We start from the raw sequence: 17587 nt of genomic DNA, 5'->3' as shown, positions 1-17587 counted from the left end.
TCGAAGACACGCACGCCACCTGGAGAAGCACGCCATGCCTGACCACACCTACGACTACGTCATCGTCGGCGGGGGAACCGCCGGGTCGGTGATCGCCTCCCGCCTGACCGAGGACCCGGACGTCACCGTCGCCGTCATCGAGGGTGGGCCCTCCGATGTCGACCGGCCCGAAGTCCTGACCCTTCGACGCTGGATGGACCTCCTCGGAGGCGAACTCGACTACGACTACCCGACCACGCGGCAGCCCCGTGGCAACTCCCACATCCGCCACAGCCGTGCCCGGGTACTCGGCGGCTGCTCCTCCCACAACACGCTGATCGCCTTCAAGCCCCTGCCGTCGGACTGGAACGAGTGGGCCGCGCACGGCGCGGAGGGCTGGGACGCGGCCTCCATGGAGCCTTACTTCGGCAAGCTGCGCAACAACGTCGTACCGGTGGCCGAGAAGGACCGCAACGCCATCGCCCGCGACTTCGTGGCCTCCGCCCGGACAGCCCTCGGCGTGCCGCTCGTCGAAGGATTCAATGCCAAGCCCTTCCACGAGGGCGCGGGCTTCTTCGACCTGGCGTACGAGCCTGAGGGGAACAGACGCTCGTCCGCCTCAGTCGCCTATCTGCATCCCTTCCTGGACCGCCCCAACCTGCACCTGCTACTGGAGACCTGGGCGTACCGGCTGGAGTTCGAGGGGACGCGGGCGACCGGGGTCCACGTCCGTACCGAGGACGGCCGGGAGTGCCTCGTACGGGCGGGGCGCGAAGTCGTCCTGTGTGCCGGGGCTGTGGACACCCCCCGCCTGCTGCTGCACTCGGGGATCGGACCGCGCGAGGACCTGACCGCCCTCGGTATCGAGGTCCTCCACGACCTCCCCGGAGTCGGCGAGAACCTGCTCGACCACCCGGAGTCCGTCATCGTCTGGGAGACGCACGGGCCGATACCCGACAACTCCGCGATGGACAGCGACGCGGGCCTGTTCGTGCGACGCGACCCACGGTCACCGGGCCCCGACCTGATGTTCCACTTCTACCAGATCCCCTTCACCGACAATCCGGAGCGGCTCGGGTACGAACGGCCCCGGCACGGGGTGTCGATGACACCCAACGTCCCCAAGCCCCGCAGCCGGGGCAGGCTCTACCTGACGAGCCCGGATCCGGAAGTCAAGCCCGCCTTGGACTTCCGGTACTTCACGGACGAGGACGATCACGACGGGCGGACCCTCGTCGACGGCATAAGGATCGCCCGCGAGGTGGCCAAGGCGGAACCGCTCGCCTCCTGGCTCGTCCGGGAGGTCTGCCCCGGCCCGGAGGTGACCGGCGACGAGGACCTGAGCGAGTACGCACGAAAGGTCGCGCACACCGTCTACCACCCCGCCGGCACCTGCCGGATCGGCGCGCAGGACGACGAGCTCGCCGTGGTGACGCCGGATCTGACCGTTCGGGGCCTGGAGGGCATCCGCATCGCGGACGCTTCCGTCTTCCCCACGATTCCCGCCGTGAACCCGATGATCGGCGTTCTCATGGTCGGAGAGAAGTGCGCCGACATCCTTGTGTCGGCCTCCGTACCGGGCGGTGGCGCCTGATGAACGCCACCACCGAACCCGTCTTCTCCGTACGGAGCCTGTGGAAGGTGTTCGGCCCGAAGGCCGAGCGAATCCCGGGCGATCGCCGGTACACGGGGCTTTCCACCCACGAGATCCGCTCGCGCACCGGATGCACACCCGCCGTCCGCGACGTGTCGTTCGACGTCCGCAAGGGCGAGGTCTTCGTGGTGATGGGCCTGTCGGGCTCGGGCAAGTCCACCCTGGTGCGCTGCCTGACCCGGCTCATCGAGCCCACCAGCGGCTCGCTCGCCATCGACGGCGAGGACGTCCTGGCCATGGACGCAGGCCGGCTGCGCGAGCTGCGCAGGCACCGGGCCTCGATGGTCTTCCAGCACTTCGGCCTCCTTCCGCACCGTTCCGTCGTCGACAACGTCGCCTACGGACTGGAGATCCAGGGCATGGCCAAGGACCGGCGCCGCGCCCGGGCGCTGGAGGTCATCGAAAAGGTGGGCCTCACCGGCCTGGAGAGCCGCCGCCCGGACCAGCTCTCCGGTGGCCAGCAGCAGCGTGTCGGGCTGGCCCGCGCCCTCGCGGCTGATCCGGAAGTACTGCTGTTCGACGAGCCGTTCAGCGCCCTCGACCCCCTCATCCGGCGCGACATGCAGGAGGAGGTCGTCCGCCTGCACCGGGAAGAGGGGCGGACGATGGTCTTCATCACCCACGACCTCTCCGAGGCCCTCAGACTCGGCGACCGGATCGCGCTCATGCGTGACGGTGCCATCGTGCAGCTGGGCACGCCCGAGGAGATCGTGACCCGGCCCGCCGACGACTACGTGCGGGATTTCGTCCGCGACGTCCCGCGCGAGCAGGTCGTCACCGTCGCGCGGGCCATGCGCCCGGCCCGGGCCGACGAGGCCGGCACGGGTGCCGTGCTCGCTCCGGACGCCATCGTGGCGGACGGCATCGCGGCCGTCGCACGGGACGGTGTACCGGCCCGCGTCATGGCTGACGGACTCCTCCTCGGCGTCGTCGACCACGCGGCGCTCCTCGCGGTCGTCGCCGGTTGCGAACCGCCGGCCGCCGACGCGGACGTGGTGACGGCGTGAGCACCACGGCACCCGCCCCGCCGGTGGAGGACGACCACCCCCGGCTCCGGCAGGACGCACCGCCGCACCGGCCGGTCCGGCGGCCCTCACCCCCTTCCGCCCCGACGGTGCTCCTGGCCCTCGCCCTGTTCCTGCCGGCCGCCGCACTGTTCGGCGACGCCGGATGGCCCCAGGCCCTGCGCGTCGACCTCGTGCCCACCCTGGACTCGATCGCCGACTGGGTGGTGGACAACCGGGACACCCATCCGGTGTTCCTCTACTTCCTGCTGCACCTGTCGAACACGGCCACCGACTCGGTGGACTGGGTGCACGGGCTGCTGGCCTCGGCGGGCTGGGCCGGGGTACTGGTTCCCGCCGCTGCGCTCGCCTGGTACGCGTCAGGTGCGGGCCGCAAGGGACTGCGGCACGCAGGCGTGGCCTTCGGTGCGCTGGCCGGCTGCGGGCTGCTGGGTCTCTGGGACCAGGCCGCGGAAACCCTCGCCCTGATGCTGGTGTCCGTGGCTGCGGCCACGGCACTCGGACTGCTCCTCGGCCTCGCCGCCGGACTGTCCGACACCGCCCAGCGAGTCCTGCGTCCCGTGCTGGACACCATGCAGGTCCTGCCGTCGTTCGCGTACTTGCTGCCGCTCGTCCTGGTCTTCGGCATCGGCACTCCCTCCGCGCTGATCACGACGGTCGTGTACGCGGCGCCGCCGATGGTCCGCATGACCTCCCTCGGACTGCGGGGCGCCGACGCATCGGTGCTGGAGGCGTCCCGCTCCCTCGGCTCGACGTGCTGGCAGCGGCTGCGCACCGCGCGGCTGCCGCTGGCCCGCCCCCAGCTGCTGCTCGGCCTCAACCAGACCATCATGATGGCTCTGTCGATGGTGGTCATCGCCTCCGTCGTCGGCGCGGGTGGTCTCGGCGAGAGCATCTACCAGGCCCTCAAGACCCGCGACTTCGGGCAGGGCCTCACGGCAGGCCTCGCGATCGTGCTGATCGCCGTGTGGCTGGACCGTACGACTGCCGCGGCCGGAGCACGCACCGGCGCCGGGCCCGGGCGACGGTCGGCAGGGATCGCCCTCGCGGTGAGCGCGGTGGGCGTGGCGCTGGGACAGTTCACGGCGTGGAGCTGGCCCGCGGGCCTGACCGTGGACTTCGCCGCCCCACTCAACACCTTCATTGACTGGGTGGTCGGCTCCTTCTACCAGGACGTGCCTATCCTCGGCGGTACGGACGTCTGGGCGGGCACCTTCACCACCTGGGTGCTCAACCCGCTCAATGACGGCCTCCAGGCGTTGCCCTGGTGGTCGGTCCTGATGCTGGCGGGCGCCGTCGCCTGGCTGGTGGGAACCTGGCGCGGTGCGCTCACCTCCGTCCTGGCACTGGCCTGCGTCGGAACGCTCGGCATCTGGAGCAAGTCCCTTTACACCCTGTCCCAGGTCCTCGTCGCCGTCGCGCTCACCTTGCTTCTGGGCTTCACTCTCGGTGTGCTCACCGCCCGGGTGAACTGGGCCGAACGTCTGCTGCGCCCGGTGTTCGACGCCATGCAGACCCTGCCCCAGTTCATCTACCTCATTCCGGTGGTGCAGCTCTTCAACGCCGGCCGGGTCGCTGCGATCACCGCGGCTGCCGTCTACGCGTTGCCGGCGGTAGTGCGCATCACCACCCAGGGCCTGAAGCAGGTCGACCCGGCCGCCATGGAGGCGTCGCGCTCGCTGGGGGCCACCACCTGGCAGCAGATCCGCCAGGTGCAGTGGCCGCTGGCACGCCCCGCCCTCCTCGTCGCCGCCAACCAGGGCGTCGTACTCGTCCTCGCCGTCGTCGTCATCGGCGGCCTGGTCGGCGGCGGAGCCCTCGGCTTCGACGTGGTCAAGGGCCTGACTGCGGGCGAACTCGGAACCGGCCTGGTCGCGGGCGCGGGCATCGTCTGCCTGGGCCTGATGCTCGACAAACTCACCCAGCCGGCTCCGTCGCCGGCGCAAAAGCCCGCTGCCGCCGACCGGTGAGACACGGACCTCTCCCCAACCTCCCGCCTTCTTATCTCCTCCCCCGCGAAAGGCACTTCATCATGACCATGAACCCCCGTACACGCACCCGAGCCGTTCGAACGGGCATCGCGGCGGCGGGCGTGCTCGCTCTGCTCACGATCAACGCGTGCGGCGCGGCCGACACCGGCGACAGCGCCAAGGTCGTCAACCTGCACACCCCGTCCTGGGTGGGCGCCGAGGTCAACACAGCCGTCGCGGCCTACCTGCTGGAGCACGAGCTCGGGTACACGGTCAAGACGAAGCAGATGGACGAGACCCCGGCCTGGGACGCGATGAGCCAGGGCAAGATCGACGCCATCCTGGAGGACTGGGGCCACCCCCAGGAGGAGAAGCGCTACGTCGAGGGGAACAAGAGCGTGGTCGCGGCCGGCGACCTCGGCGTCACGGGCCACATCGGCTGGTTCGTGCCGAAGTACGTCGCGGACGAACACCCCGACATCACCGACTCCAAGAACCTGAACAAGTACGCCGACCTCTTCAAGACCCCGGAGAGCGGCGACCAGGGCCAGTTCATCAAGGGCGACCCGTCCTACGTCTCGTACGACGACGCGCTGATCAAGAACCTCGGCCTCAACTACAAGCCGATCGAGGCCGGGGCCGAAGCGACGCACCTGGCGCAGCTGGAGCAGCTGTACAAGAACAAGAAGCCCTTCCTCACCTACTGGTGGACCCCGCAGTGGATGAACGCGACCTTGGACCTGGTCGAGGTGAAGCTGCCCGAGTACAAGGAGGGCTGTGACGCGGACAAGGACTCCGTCGCCTGCGCCTATCCCGACGTGCCGCTCAAGAAATGGATGAACGCGGACTTCTCGTCGAAGGACAGCGACGCGGCGAAGTTCCTGAAGAACTTCCGGTGGACCACCGAGCAGCAGAACCTCGTCGCCAAGTACGTGGCGGCGGACAAGATGACCCCCGAGAAGGCTGCCGAGAAGTGGGTCAAGGAGAACGAGTTCGTCTGGAAGGCTTGGCTCCCCAAGAAGTAACCCGCAGGAGGGCGGTGCCGCCGCGCACGGCCAGGCCGCTCCGCCCTCCGCCTGGCCCGTCGGCGGCTGACCTGGTCACCTGCGGCGGCGTACCGTCCGGCAAACCTTCGTGACGCCGCTGACCACGGTGAGTGCGAGTGCCGCGGGAAGGCCGGCCGCAGCCCTCTTCGAGCGCTCGGGCGGGCCGCCCACGGACTGAACCCCGAGCTGTCCACCCATACCTGGTTCGGCTGAGGACGCAGGCGCGGAGGGCCTCCGCGCAAGGCGCTCGCCCGGTCAGCGAGGGGGGTCGGTCCAGCCGAGAGGGTGTGGAAGGACATCCGGATGGGTCACGGGCGGCTCGCCCCCGGCTTCGTTGAACGCGGTCAGCGCCGTCACAAGAGCCGAGCGCTGGGCCGGCTCCATCCGCCCGACGATCACCGCGATCTCGGCCCGGCGGCGGGCGGTCACGTCCTCGACGAGCCGCCGCCCGCCGTCCGTGACGGTCAACAGCGTCTCCCGGCGGTTTTCGGGGTTGTGCCGGCGATCGGCCAGGCCGGCGGCGATCAGTCGGTCGATCATCCGCATGGCCGTCGACGGGCTCACACCGAGCTGGTCCGCGAGGACGACGAGCTTCGTCGCCCCCCGGGTGGCGAGGACGACGAGCATACGGAACTGGGGAACCGTGACCTTGTCCTCCATGGCCGCCAGCGACCGTGCCGACACCGCGACGAGCAACCTGGACGCGGTCAGTACAGCGCGGGTGACATCGTCGACATCGTGCTTGTCAGGACTGGTGGCAGCGCGCCGCGGGTGATCGGTCATACCTCTTTGTACCGCTCCGCGGCCGCACTCCCACGGGCGCCCCACTACCGGCAGCGCAGGAGCAGCATGGCGGCGTCATCGTGCAGAGGGCCACGGGCATGGGACACGACGTCCGCGCGCAGGGCGTCCAGCGCTTCCTGCGGGTCACTGCCCGCCAGCAGTCCTGTCCGCTCTCGCAGCGGGTAGAAGTCACCGCTCGGCCCACGAGCCTCCGTGACTCCATCGGTGTAGAGCAGGATCTGATCTCCGGGGCCGAAACCGACCTGGTAGGGCGTCGGCCGTTCGCCGTCACCGGTGAGGCCCAGAGGCAGGGCGTGCTCCGGTGGATCGGCGAAGAAGGTTCCCCCGTCATGGCGGATCACCAGGGCCGGGGCGTGACCGTAGTTCACGAACACCGTCCCCCGGTCTTCCGTGATCTCGGCCAGCAAGGCGGTGACGAACCTCTCACCATCGCCCTCCTTCTCAACGGTACGGCGGACGGCGCACGCGACACGGTCACCGACGGCGGACAGGTCCCGCTCGTTGTACGCGGCCTCCCGAAAGGCCCCGAGCACGGTCGCGGCCGTCTCCACCGCCTCCAAACCCTTGCCCTGCACATCGCCGATGATCACCCGCACGCCGCCGGCCACCTGCACCACCTCGTACAGGTCCCCGCCGATCCGCGCTTCCGCGACCGCGGAGGTGTACGACACCGCCGCGCGCACATGTCCGGCCAGCCGGGGCACGGGCCGCAGCAGGACGCGTTGGGCGACTTCCGCGATCGAACGGACGCTGGCGAGCTCATCCTCCCTGCGTCGGCGCATCACCGCCGCGGCCACGCCGGCCACGGTCACGCCCGCGACCGCGGCCATCGCCGTGTAGCCGCGCCGGTTGTCGAAGAGGTCGTCGTACAGACCGAGCGCCAGACACAGGACGAGGGCGAGCACTCCGACCGCCGCGGTGCGGCGCCATGACCCGGCCAGGCCGGCGAAGGCGGGCCCCAACGAGACCAGGGGAAGGAGGCCGACGCCGGGACCCGCCGTCACGTCGGTCACGGCAACGACCCCCATGACGGCGTACGGCAGCACCCGCAGCGTGTTTCCGGCGGTTGCCGAGGGTGACTTTTCGGGATCCATGACGCGCTCCGGTGCCTTGTACGAACTGGGCGATGAAGAAGGGGGAACGCCGTTGATCGTTGACCGACACCTCGTGAAAGGTTGAAGAGCCCCCCGCCACCTGCCAGGTTTAGCCTATGCAAAAGTTCTGTGCCCAAAGCACTTCCCGGCTGAAGTGTTATCTACCCGCTGCGGGCGCCCCACGCTCTCCGCGCACCCGAGGAGGTTCCGGATGAGACGGCCGCCCCGGCTCCGGGAGCATCCGGCTCCGCCGACCGGGTGGACGCGACGCATCGCCCGGCTCCCGCTCCTCCTCTTCCGTATCGGGCTGGGCCCCGTCTTCGGCAAGCGGCTGCTCTTGCTCCAGCACACCGGTCTGGTGTCCGGGGAAACACGTGAGGTGTGCCTGGAAGTCGTGGCCCACGATCCTGGGCGCGGCACGTGGACGGTCGCATCGGGCTTCGGTGTGCGTGCGCAGTGGTACCGGAACCTCCGGCACATCCCAAAGGTGACCATGCAGGTCGGCCGGACGTTCCATCCGGTCAACGCGTACTTCCTGTCCCCTGATGACGGGGCCTCGATCATGGCGGCGTACGCGGCGCGGCACCCGCGTGCCGCCCTGGCCCTGTGCCGATACCTGGCCTTCGACGTGGACGGCACCGATGCAGCCTTCCGCCGCACTGGGACCGAGATCCCGTTCGTGCGGCTGGAGGAGGTGCCACCGCGCCGGATCGGATAGGGCCACCCCTCACACAAGATCAGCGGCGGCCGCGCCGCGAGGCGTTTGCTCCCACCATGACAAGCCCCGTGACCAGGCAGGCCAGCCCGATCACGAGCACGGGAAAGCCGGGTCCTGGCAGGACGTACAGCACGGCTCCCGACATGGACACAGGGGCGCCCATGGCCACGAGCAGTACCCCCACGCGGAATTCGGCGGCATTTCTGCCCAACCAGGCACGCAGACGCGTGCGGGTCCTCGCGGTCACCGGCCGCCTGCCAGGTGCGAAGCCGCGGAGGCATGCGGCCGGGCCGCCGGCCGCTCACGCTCACGCAGCGCGCGCGGTGGGCTCGGCGCCGGCCGGGGGACGCAGGAGACGCCTCACCACGGAGAGGGCGAGGCGGGCAGGGATTCGGTTCATAGGCACCTCTCCGATGAGACTGCCCACGATAGGCAGCGTCATCCATTCGTCAGCCTGCCGGAGTCCGGCAACGATTCCGGTCCGGGACTGCCGTCAGGATCTCGCCAAGGACTCGTAAGAGTCGTATAAAGTAACGCACGGCGTGCCGGGAAGTCTGGTCGGCGATCAGGGGACAACTCTCTTCGAAGACCAGGGGGCTTCTGCCATGGTTCTTGTTGCCGTATTCGGCGTGGCACTGCTTGTGGCGGTGCTGCTGTCCGGGCTCGCCGCCCGAACCGTACTTTCCACTTCGCTTCTCTTCCTGTTGGGCGGAGCACTGGTCAGTGACGGGTTCCTCGGCCTGGTGCACATCACCGCCGACAGTGAAATAGTCGCTGTCACGGCCGACTTGGCGCTGTTCGCCGTGCTGTTCACCGACGGCATGCACGTCTCATTCCCCAAACTCCGGGAGAACTGGAAGAACCCGGCCCGTGCGCTCGGCCTGGGCATGCCCCTTGCGATGGTCGGCATGGCGCTGGTGACCCATTACGTCGCAGGCATGGACTGGACGACCTCGTTCCTGGTGGGCGCCGTGCTGGCACCCACCGACCCGGTCTTCGCCTCTGCCATCGTGGGGCGGAAGGAAGTTCCGACCAAGCTCCGGCAACTGCTGAATGTCGAAAGCGGGATCAACGACGGGTTGGCTCTGCCCGTCGTCCTGGTCCTCATCGCCGCGGCCGGACCGACGGCCGCCCACTCCGAGGCGTCCATCGGCATGATCGGCCTGGAGCTGGGCCTCGGTCTCGGGTTCGGAGTCCTCCTGCCGCTGCTCGTGGCCGGCCTCCTCCGGCTCCGGTTGCTGGGCGCCGAGCCGAAGCTGCAACCGCTGCTGCCGCTCGCCACCGGCATCATCCTCTACGGGCTCTGTCACCTCACTCACGCCAACCCCTACCTCGCGGCCTTCTCCGCCGGCGCGGTTCTCGCGACGGTCTCGCCGGAACCCAAGGCCGCCTTCGAACCCTTGGGCGAGTCGCTGGCAGAACTGGCGAAGTTCGCGGCGCTGTTGGTCTTCGGCGCCCTGCTGACCCCGCAGTTGTTCGGCGACCTGTCCGTGGGCGGATACGTAGCCGTACTGTTGGCGATCTTCCTGATCCGGCCGGCCTCGCTCCTCCTGTCACTGCTCGGTACGCGGCTGGAGCGCCGGGAGAAGCTGGTCGCCGCCTGGTTCGGCCCTAAGGGCTTCGCCTCGGTCGTGTACGGGCTGCTCGTCCTCCAGGCTGGCATCCCCCAGGGCGAACAGGCGTACACACTCATCGCGGTGTGCATCGCCTTCTCGATCATCGCTCACAGCAGCACCGACGTCCCCGTGGCCCGGCTCTTCCACGTCGAGGACATCGCGGGAATCCCCGGCGGCGCGCCGACCGGAGCGCCCGCCGATGGCCAGGAGGCCCCTCGTGTCCGCGCGTGAACTCGCTGCCCCTTACCCGTCCGTCACGACGGACGAAAGCACCAACGCCGCGATTCGGCTACTGACCGAGCACAGTCTCCCGGCGCTGCTCGTAGTCGATGGGCACGGGATGCCGTACGCCGTGGTTCCTGTCTCCCAGCTCGTGCGGCAGCTCGTGCCAGAACCGGCTCTGGACGACCCGCTGCGCGCGGCCGTCCTTCAGGAGGAGCCGTCGGAACGGCTGGCCGCCACACTCGAGGAGCAGACCGTCGGGGACTGGCTGCCACGTCGCGGATTCGGCCCGCGGTGTATGGGACCTGACGCAACCGCCGCCCAGATCGCCGCCGTCATGGCTCGCAGGCGGATCCCGCTCGTGCCCGTTGTGGAACAGGTCGACGACAACGAGGCCAGGATGCTCGGGGTGGTATCCGCCACCGCGGTCATGCGGTACCTGATCACGCCGTCGGATTCCGCGGACCGCCGTTGAGGCGGACAAGCCGTCCGTAGCAGCAGGGCTCTCCTGCCGACTGCGAGAGCAGTGTGTGATCACGGTGATCGGGGTGTTCACGGGGAGGCTGCGTCAGCACAGGCTGGTGCACCACTGTGCTGGAGCGGCTTTCGGTCCGATCGGAAGTCAGGCACGGACGAGGAGCACGATACCTACGGCTGTGAAACCGAGCCCGATCAACGCCATTGCCGTGCCCTTCCCCGCACAAGCATCCGCAATCCGTAGGCCCGGCTTCGAGACCACCGCACCCTGCAGCCCGTCTGAATGTCGTCATCCCCTACATCGACCGGGTGTACCCGGTGATCGACCTGCGCGAGCAGCTCGTCTCGTCAGAGCCCCAGCCGGGCATCACCGAGGACAACCTGGTCGTCGAGATCGACACCGTCCTCTACTTCCAGGTCACGGATCCGCGTGCGGCCGCGTACGAGATCGCCAGCTTCCTCCAAGCCGTGGAACAACTGACGGTCACCACACTGCGCAACGTGGTCTGATCCATGGACCTGGAGAAGAGGCTAACCTCACGGGACACCATCAACAACCAGCTTCGCGGCGTGCTCAACGACGCCACCGGCAAGTGGGGGCTGAGGGTCAACCGGGTGGAGATCAAGGCCCTCTACCCGCCGCAGTCCATCAAGGACGCGATGGAAAAGCAGATGCGGGCCGAGCGGGACAAGCGGGCCGTCATTCTCCGAGCCGAGGGGCAGCGCCAGTCCCAGATCCTCACGCCGAAGGCGAGAAGCAGGCGGAATTCGTGGCGGCTCCCTGGCTGGGCGAAGTCGCCGGCCACTGCCGAGGAGTGGATCGAGTGCATCGCCGAGCTGCGCCGAGCCCATGGACACCTGCTCACGCTCGCGGAGATGCGGTACGCCGACACCGCGGCCGTCCAAGCCCTGAGCCGGGACGTGGCATCGGACATCGCCGCTGCCGGACCACGCGCCGTGGCCTTCCTCTCGCGTGAGGACGTCTTCGACGCGCATGTGGACGAGGCCGAACAGCTTGCCTCCGACGCCGAGGTGATCCCCACCGTCGCCGAGACCGCCCCACTCCGGGAACGTCTGGAGGAGCGGAGCTTCGGGCTGCAGACCCTCGCCGAGGTGGTCGCCGACCTGGACATCGGCGACGCGACCGTCCGCACCGCCATCCTGGCGCGCATCTCCGAGGTGCTCGCCGCAGTGAACCGGGCCCTCGCTGCGCTCGCGGCCCGCCGCCGGGAACTGCTCGACATCGAAGGGCGCGCCGGGTTCACGGCGGAGTTCGCGCTGCTGGGCCAAGCCGTCACCGGTGCCCTCGCGGCGGCCGACACCCCCGAGGAGTGCGCGTCCCAACCTTGCCCGTTTGCTGCTTCGGTTGGAGAACCTGGAGGCGCGCTACGCGGAGCACGACGGGATCCTGAGCGAGATCGCCGGGAAGCGGGCCGAGGTCCACGACGCGTTCTCCGCCCGTCGGCAGACGCTCCAGGACGCCCGCGCCCGGCGTGCCGAGGCCCTCGCCGACTCCGCGCGCCGTGTGCTGGAGATGGTCTCCCGCCGGGTGACGGCGCTGGACAGCTCCGACGAGATCCAGACATACTTCGCCTCCGGCCGGGGGCGTAGGTGAATGCCTGCGGCATGTATGGCCAGTAGATGAGCATCCATCCCAGGACCGCCGCGAGGGCCCAGACCGCGACCACGACCACCATGGCGAGGGGCCCGCCAGCCCTGAGGCCCGGCGGCGCAGGGCAGGAAAGAGGCCAGCCTCCACAGGATTGTCATGCCCAGACGGCTGAGACCGCCGTGGCGCGTGGGGTGCCACAGGGTGTGGAACACGTCCCGCAGGACCAATAGCACGAGGCTCGCGCCCGCCCAAGGTGACCAGCCATTTCATGCGGATCCCCTACCCGTCCTCGTCCCCTCAGCCCGTCGCCGGCCTCCGGAGAGCCTTCACCCCGCACCGGCGTCCGCTCAGGAGAACCACAGATCCGGATAACGATCGCATCACCGGCCCAGGCGTTCGGGCACCCCTCCCCCGCGATAGTGATCTGCATCACTAAAGATTCCGTAAAGAGTGTGCTAGGAATACGCAACTCCGTTTTGGTGCACTCGCCAGATGACGGAGCGCCAGCACACCCAACCGGCTTTGCCCGACCAGGGAAGCTTCGATCCGAGCCCGCGGATCGAGACGATCAGGGTCGCCGATCGGACAACGGCGTTCGCGCCAAGCCCGCACTTGTCACCGACGCACCGCACTGCGTCGGTCCTGCGCCATCGAGGTAAAACCTGATGTCACTCGACACCATCACCAGCTCCATCGACGATGCCGTCAGCGGCTTCTTCGAGCCCATCGCCACATGGCTCGGCGAGGTCGTCTTCTACTCCGTCCCCGTCGGGGGAACCCAGATTCCGCTGATCGTCGCCTGGCTGGTCGTCGCGGGTATCGTCTTCACCCTCTGGTTCGGGGGCGTGCAGATACGCAAGTTCCGACTCGCGGTGAACGTGGTCCGCGGCAAGTACGACGAGAAGGGGTCGGCCGGTGAGGTCAACCACTTCCAGGCTCTGACCGCCGCGGTATCGGGCACGGTCGGGCTCGGCAACATCGCCGGTGTCGCCGTCGCCGTCTCCATCGGCGGCCCCGGCGCCACCTTCTGGATGATCCTCTGCGGCCTGCTCGGCATGGCGACGAAGTTCGTCGAGGTGACGCTCGGTGTGAAGTACCGCGAGGTGCACGCCGACGGGACCGTCTCCGGCGGCCCGATGCACTACCTGCCCAAGGGCCTCGCCGACCGCTTCGGCTCCCGCGGCAAGACGCTCGGCAAGGTCCTCGCCGTCCTCGCCTCCACGTTCGTCCTGTTCTTCGGCCTCTTCGGCGGCAACCTCTTCCAGGTCAACCAGTCCTACGCCCAGCTGGTATCGGTCACCGGCGGCGAGTCCGGCATGCTCGGCTCCTCCGCCGGCGCCCTGTTCTTCGGCATCCTGATCGCCGCCCTCGTCGGCATCGTGCTCCTCGGCGGCATCCGCTCCATCGCCTCCGTCACCAGCAAGCTGGTCCCCGCGATGGCCGGCATCTACATCGCCGCCTGCCTCGTCGTGATCCTGGTCAACGTCACCGCCGTCCCGGCCGCGATCTCCACGATCATCGAGGGCGCCTTCAACCCGCAGGGCGTCGCCGGCGGTGTCCTCGGTGCGCTGATCATCGGCTTCAAGCGGGCCGCGTTCTCCAACGAGGCCGGTCTCGGCTCCGCCCCGATCGCCCACTCCGCGGTCAAGACCAAGCACCCCGCCAGCGAAGGCCTCGTCGCCCTGCTGGAGCCGTTCATCGACACCGTGATCATCTGCACGATGACCGCGCTGACGATCGTGATCGCCAACCCGGCCAGCTGGGGCGAGGCCCGCAAGGGCGAGTCCATCGGCGGCGTCACCATCACCTCCGACGCCTTCGCCACCGTCCTGCCCTGGTTCCCGTACATCCTGACCATCGCGGTCATGCTGTTCGCCATCTCCACGGTGCTGACCTGGGGCTACTACTGCATGAAGGCCTGGACCCACCTCTTCGGCCGCAGCAGGGCCAGTGAGCTCACCTTCAAGGTCATGTACACGCTCGTGGCGGTGGCCGGTTCCCTGCTGACCCTGCAGACCCTGATCGACATGGCGGACGCGGTGCTCTTCATGCTCGCCGTCATCAACATCATCGGCCTGTACCTGCTGGCCCCCGTCGTCAAGCGGGAGCTGAACTCCTTCCTCGACTACGTCCGCCGCCGCGACGCCGGCATCGCGACGGACGACGACGAGGACACCGACCAGGAGCCGGTGAAGACCACCGTCTGACCGCCCCCCGGCGGCCCGGTTCCTGGGCGGGCTCGTACACACCTTGCGCCTTGGTGTGTACGAGCCCGCTCATCTGCATTTCAGCAGGTGAGAACCCCTCTGGTGGGATCCGGCGACCCGGGACAGGGTGTAAAGAACGCGTCAAGGGGCAGCTGGCTGCCCGCGACGCGCGGTGTGCCGGGAAGTCTGGTCGGCGTCCTTGGGGCCGTGTGCCCATTTCCAGCCGACGCCCCCGGAAGGCCTCCCGCATGAGCAACCAGCGCCCACGTATCATCTTCGGCCTCATGCCGTGGCCCGAGCGGCAGGCCATCGCCTCCGCCCTGCGCACCGAGACCGTAGGCGGCCTGGTCCTCCTCGCCGCCGCCGTGATCGCGTTGATCTGGGCCAACACCCCGTTCAGCGGCGCCTATGAGGCGATACGCGACTTCCACTTCGGCATACCCGCCCTCGGCCTGGACCTCTCCGTGGGGCACTGGACCGCCGACGGCCTCCTCGCGATCTTCTTCCTCGTCGCCGGGATCGAACTCAAACGCGAACTGGTCGTCGGCGAGCTGCGCACCCCCGCCACGGCCGCCCTCCCGGTCATCACCGCCATCTGCGGCATGGCCGTGCCCGCCGCGCTCTACGCCGCAACCGCCTGGGCCGGCGGCGGCAGCCTCGACGGCTGGGCCGTCCCCATGGCCACCGACATCGCTTTCGCGCTCGCCGTGCTCGCCGTGATCTCCACGCACCTGCCAGCCGCGCTGCGCGCCTTCCTGCTCACCCTCGCCGTGGTCGACGACCTCGGCGCCATCCTCATCATCGCGATCTTCTTCACCTCCGACCTGAACCTCTGGGCGCTCGGCAGAGCCTTCGCCGGCCTCGCCGTCTTCTACCTCCTCCAGCGCTACCGCGTCCGCGGCTGGTGGTGGTACGTGCCCCTCGGCGTCGCGATCTGGGCCCTCATGTACAACGGTGGCGTGCACGCCACCGTCGCCGGCGTCGCCATCGGACTCATCCTGCGCACCACCACGGACAAGGGCGAGACCGCCTCCCCCGCATCCCGGGTCTCGCACCTGATGCACCCCTTCTCCGCCGGTGTCGCGGTGCCGCTCTTCGCCCTCTTCGCGGCGGGCGTCAGCATCTCCGGACTCGCTCTGGCAGAGGTGTTCACCACCCCCGAACCGCTCGGCGTCGTCATCGGACTCCTCGTCGGCAAGGTCGTCGGCATCTTCCTCGGCACCTACCTCGCCGCCCGCTTCACCAAAGCCGAGCTCAACCCCGACCTCGCCTGGGCCGACGTCCTCGGGCTGTCCGTCCTGGCCGGCATCGGCTTCACCGTCGCCCTCCTCATCGGCGAGCTCGCCTTCCCCGGCGCAGCCGTAGGGGAGCACGTCAAGGCGGCCGTCCTCATCGCCTCCGTCACCGCCGCCGTCCTGGCAGCTGTACTGCACCCGTCAACGCGCTTGCGAGGCAAGACCGCTCCACTGCCATGTCATGGGTCTGGCTCCTGCGAGACGTGCAAGCGGTACCGGGCTACGTGTGCTGCGAGCAAGGGGCCCCTACGGCGGTCGCCGGATCACGGTGCGGCCTGGTCACTCAATCGACGGCGCGGCTGGTCGGCGAAGGGGCGGTGCTGTCGGTCTTCGGGTTCCACCATTGCCGGAGCCGGGCAATGAGGTTTTGTGCGCGGGGAACCGTCCTTCCCCCCAGGCCACCGCGTTGACCGTGCTCGCGGCGGTGGTTGACAGGACGTTCCCTGACCGGACGAGGGAGGTGTGCCGCCACCAGGCGCAGGCCGGGAGTGAACCAGCTGTCCAGCCTCAGCAGTTCCGCAACGACCAGGCGCACCACCTCACGGGGCCCGCCGGCCGGCTGGAGCACGACCGTCTCGAAGGACCTCCATCATTCCTTCGTCGGCCACCCCAGCAACCTGGCGCCGATGACCGCCGTCTGAAGGGTGTAGCGGTGGGACGGCTCTCCGGGGTCGATCTGCGTCAGGCTCTGGATGCGCTCCAGACGGTACGTCAGGGCTCGCACGCTGAGGGAGAGCCTTCGGGCCGCCTCCACCGCTACGCAGCCGCTGTCGAAGTAGGCGGTGAGGGTATCGATCAGGGGTTGCGCACCTCCCCGGGCCTGCTGAAGCGGGCCGAGCGTGCTCTCCACCAGGTCGGCCATGGCCTGCCGGTCCCGTGCCAGCACTGGGTAGACCAACAAGTCGGCGGCATGCAGCACCGGGTCGTCCAATCCCATGCGGTCCGCCAAGTCGAGTGCGTTCAGCGCCTCTTGGTAGGAGTGGACGACGCCACCGGGTCCTGGATGGGAGCGGCCGACGGCAACGCGGCCACCGTCGGTCGCGGCATACGCCTGCTTGGCGAAGAACGTCAGTACATCCGGCTTGTCTCCCGGCGCCACGCAGATGAGGCGTCCATCCTTGGTGGTGAGGAGCGTGCTCTGGTCGCCGAACCGGGCCAGGACGGCCATTTCGATGCCGCGCGCGACCGGGTAGCCGTCACCGTACGGTTCCGGGCCGATGGCCACCGCCACCGCGTGGGACTGTGACAACCGCAGCCCGAACCTCTCAGCACGTTCGGCGAGGCGGCCCAAGTCGCTGCCGCCGTACAGGAGGTCGTCGATGAACTCACGCCGAGCGGCTTCCTCTTGTCGCACCGCCAGCCTCTGCGCCCGCTCATGGCCCTCCGCGAACGCGTCGACGGCCTGCTCGACGGTGGCCAGCAACTGATCGCGACTCCTCGTCGGCAGCTCCCCCTGAACCGCTCGCGCCTCGGCGAGGTGGGCCCGGACGAGCTCTCGTAGCGCAAGGCCGGCTTCGGCCGCCTGAACGCCCTCGGACCGCCGCGCTTCGATCTCGTCCCGGGTGAGCCGACGGCCGCTGGCACAGGCGTCCAGAAGGATCTTTCCGTATCCCGCCAGATACTCCTCCGCGGCCGTCCGCTCCACCGTTCGCTCCCCCATGAGTCTGGACGTGCTCTTGACTCCGCCTAAGGGTGCCATGCCGGTTCCGTTCCACCACGACCGGCATCAAGAGCGCGTAAAGGCTGCCGGAAATCGGCAATGCACGCTGCGACGAAGGCGGGCAGGATCACTCCTTGAAGGGCGGGCTCACCGCCGAGTACCACGTGCAGATGCGCCTGTAGCCATCAGCCGCGGCGGCCATGACCAC

General features: G+C 69.1%; 13 protein-coding genes and 1 pseudogene. 11 read left to right on the top strand and 3 right to left on the bottom strand.

Annotated features, from left to right (window positions below; all coding sequences use genetic code 11):
* Positions 1-34 precede the first annotated feature (34 nt).
* The 4 genes from BSL84_RS30115 to BSL84_RS30100 all read left to right on the top strand — a co-directional run bounded on the left by BSL84_RS30115 (position 35) and on the right by BSL84_RS30100 (position 5653).
* Entirely contained in the window at positions 35-1573 is a 1539-nt protein-coding gene (locus tag BSL84_RS30115; protein WP_075971610.1) for a GMC family oxidoreductase, read from the top strand.
* Positions 1573-2640: a quaternary amine ABC transporter ATP-binding protein gene (locus BSL84_RS30110; protein WP_075971609.1), complete on the top strand. Its 1068-nt coding sequence runs from the start codon at positions 1573-1575 to the stop codon at positions 2638-2640. The genes BSL84_RS30115 and BSL84_RS30110 overlap by 1 nt, the downstream gene beginning before the upstream one ends.
* Positions 2637-4628, top strand: coding sequence for an ABC transporter permease subunit (locus BSL84_RS30105; RefSeq protein ID WP_234363558.1), 1992 nt, complete (start codon positions 2637-2639; stop codon positions 4626-4628). The genes BSL84_RS30110 and BSL84_RS30105 overlap by 4 nt, the downstream gene beginning before the upstream one ends.
* Positions 4629-4696: 68 nt before the next feature.
* Positions 4697-5653: an ABC transporter substrate-binding protein gene (locus tag BSL84_RS30100; protein ID WP_075972309.1), complete on the top strand. Its 957-nt coding sequence runs from the start codon at positions 4697-4699 to the stop codon at positions 5651-5653.
* 276 nt (positions 5654-5929) lie between these two features.
* Here the strand turns inward: BSL84_RS30100 and BSL84_RS30095 are convergent, their stop codons facing one another.
* Positions 5930-6457 carry a MarR family winged helix-turn-helix transcriptional regulator gene (locus BSL84_RS30095; RefSeq protein WP_075971608.1) on the bottom strand — a complete coding sequence of 176 codons (528 nt, stop codon included), beginning with the start codon at positions 6455-6457 and terminating at the stop codon, positions 5930-5932.
* 44 nt (positions 6458-6501) lie between these two features.
* The gene (locus BSL84_RS30090; RefSeq protein WP_075971607.1) at positions 6502-7572 is read right to left on the bottom strand and encodes a PP2C family protein-serine/threonine phosphatase; all 1071 of its coding nucleotides are present in this window, start codon (positions 7570-7572) and stop codon (positions 6502-6504) included.
* A gap of 211 nt (positions 7573-7783) precedes the next feature.
* Between BSL84_RS30090 and BSL84_RS30085 the strand changes: the two genes are divergently transcribed.
* The 7 genes and pseudogenes from BSL84_RS30085 (at position 7784) to nhaA (ending at position 16082) form a co-directional block, all read left to right on the top strand.
* The gene (locus BSL84_RS30085) at positions 7784-8290 is read left to right on the top strand and encodes a nitroreductase family deazaflavin-dependent oxidoreductase (protein WP_075971606.1); all 507 of its coding nucleotides are present in this window, start codon (positions 7784-7786) and stop codon (positions 8288-8290) included.
* 605 nt (positions 8291-8895) lie between these two features.
* Positions 8896-10137 carry a cation:proton antiporter gene (locus tag BSL84_RS30080; RefSeq protein WP_075971605.1) on the top strand — a complete coding sequence of 414 codons (1242 nt, stop codon included), beginning with the start codon at positions 8896-8898 and terminating at the stop codon, positions 10135-10137.
* Positions 10124-10603: a CBS domain-containing protein gene (locus BSL84_RS30075; protein WP_075972308.1), complete on the top strand. Its 480-nt coding sequence runs from the start codon at positions 10124-10126 to the stop codon at positions 10601-10603. Before BSL84_RS30080 ends, BSL84_RS30075 begins: the two co-directional genes overlap by 14 nt.
* Before the next feature lie 255 nt (positions 10604-10858).
* A pseudogene (locus tag BSL84_RS30070) lies at positions 10859-11376 on the top strand (SPFH domain-containing protein); the annotation flags it as partial.
* A 583-nt stretch (positions 11377-11959) separates the two neighbouring features.
* Complete coding sequence (locus tag BSL84_RS37685) at positions 11960-12220, top strand: hypothetical protein (RefSeq protein WP_075971604.1); 261 nt, start codon at positions 11960-11962, stop codon at positions 12218-12220.
* Between the two features lie 662 nt (positions 12221-12882).
* A complete protein-coding gene (locus BSL84_RS30060) occupies positions 12883-14424 on the top strand; it encodes an alanine/glycine:cation symporter family protein (protein ID WP_075971603.1) in 1542 nt (513 codons plus the stop codon).
* Positions 14425-14672: 248 nt separating this feature from the next.
* Positions 14673-16082, top strand: a complete 1410-nt coding sequence (gene nhaA / locus BSL84_RS30055; protein ID WP_234363557.1) for a Na+/H+ antiporter NhaA — start codon at positions 14673-14675, stop codon at positions 16080-16082.
* A 226-nt stretch (positions 16083-16308) separates the two neighbouring features.
* On the opposite strand, the gene BSL84_RS30050 is transcribed toward nhaA, so the two are convergent.
* Complete coding sequence (locus tag BSL84_RS30050; RefSeq protein WP_075971602.1) at positions 16309-17379, bottom strand: PucR family transcriptional regulator; 1071 nt, start codon at positions 17377-17379, stop codon at positions 16309-16311.
* Between the last annotated feature and the right edge of the window lie 208 nt (positions 17380-17587).

The sequence above is a fragment of the Streptomyces sp. TN58 genome, assembly GCF_001941845.1.
Classification (GTDB): Bacteria; Actinomycetota; Actinomycetes; order Streptomycetales; family Streptomycetaceae; genus Streptomyces.
The sequence above is the reverse complement of the archived record's forward strand: the minus strand, read 5'-3'. Positions and strand labels throughout refer to the sequence as shown.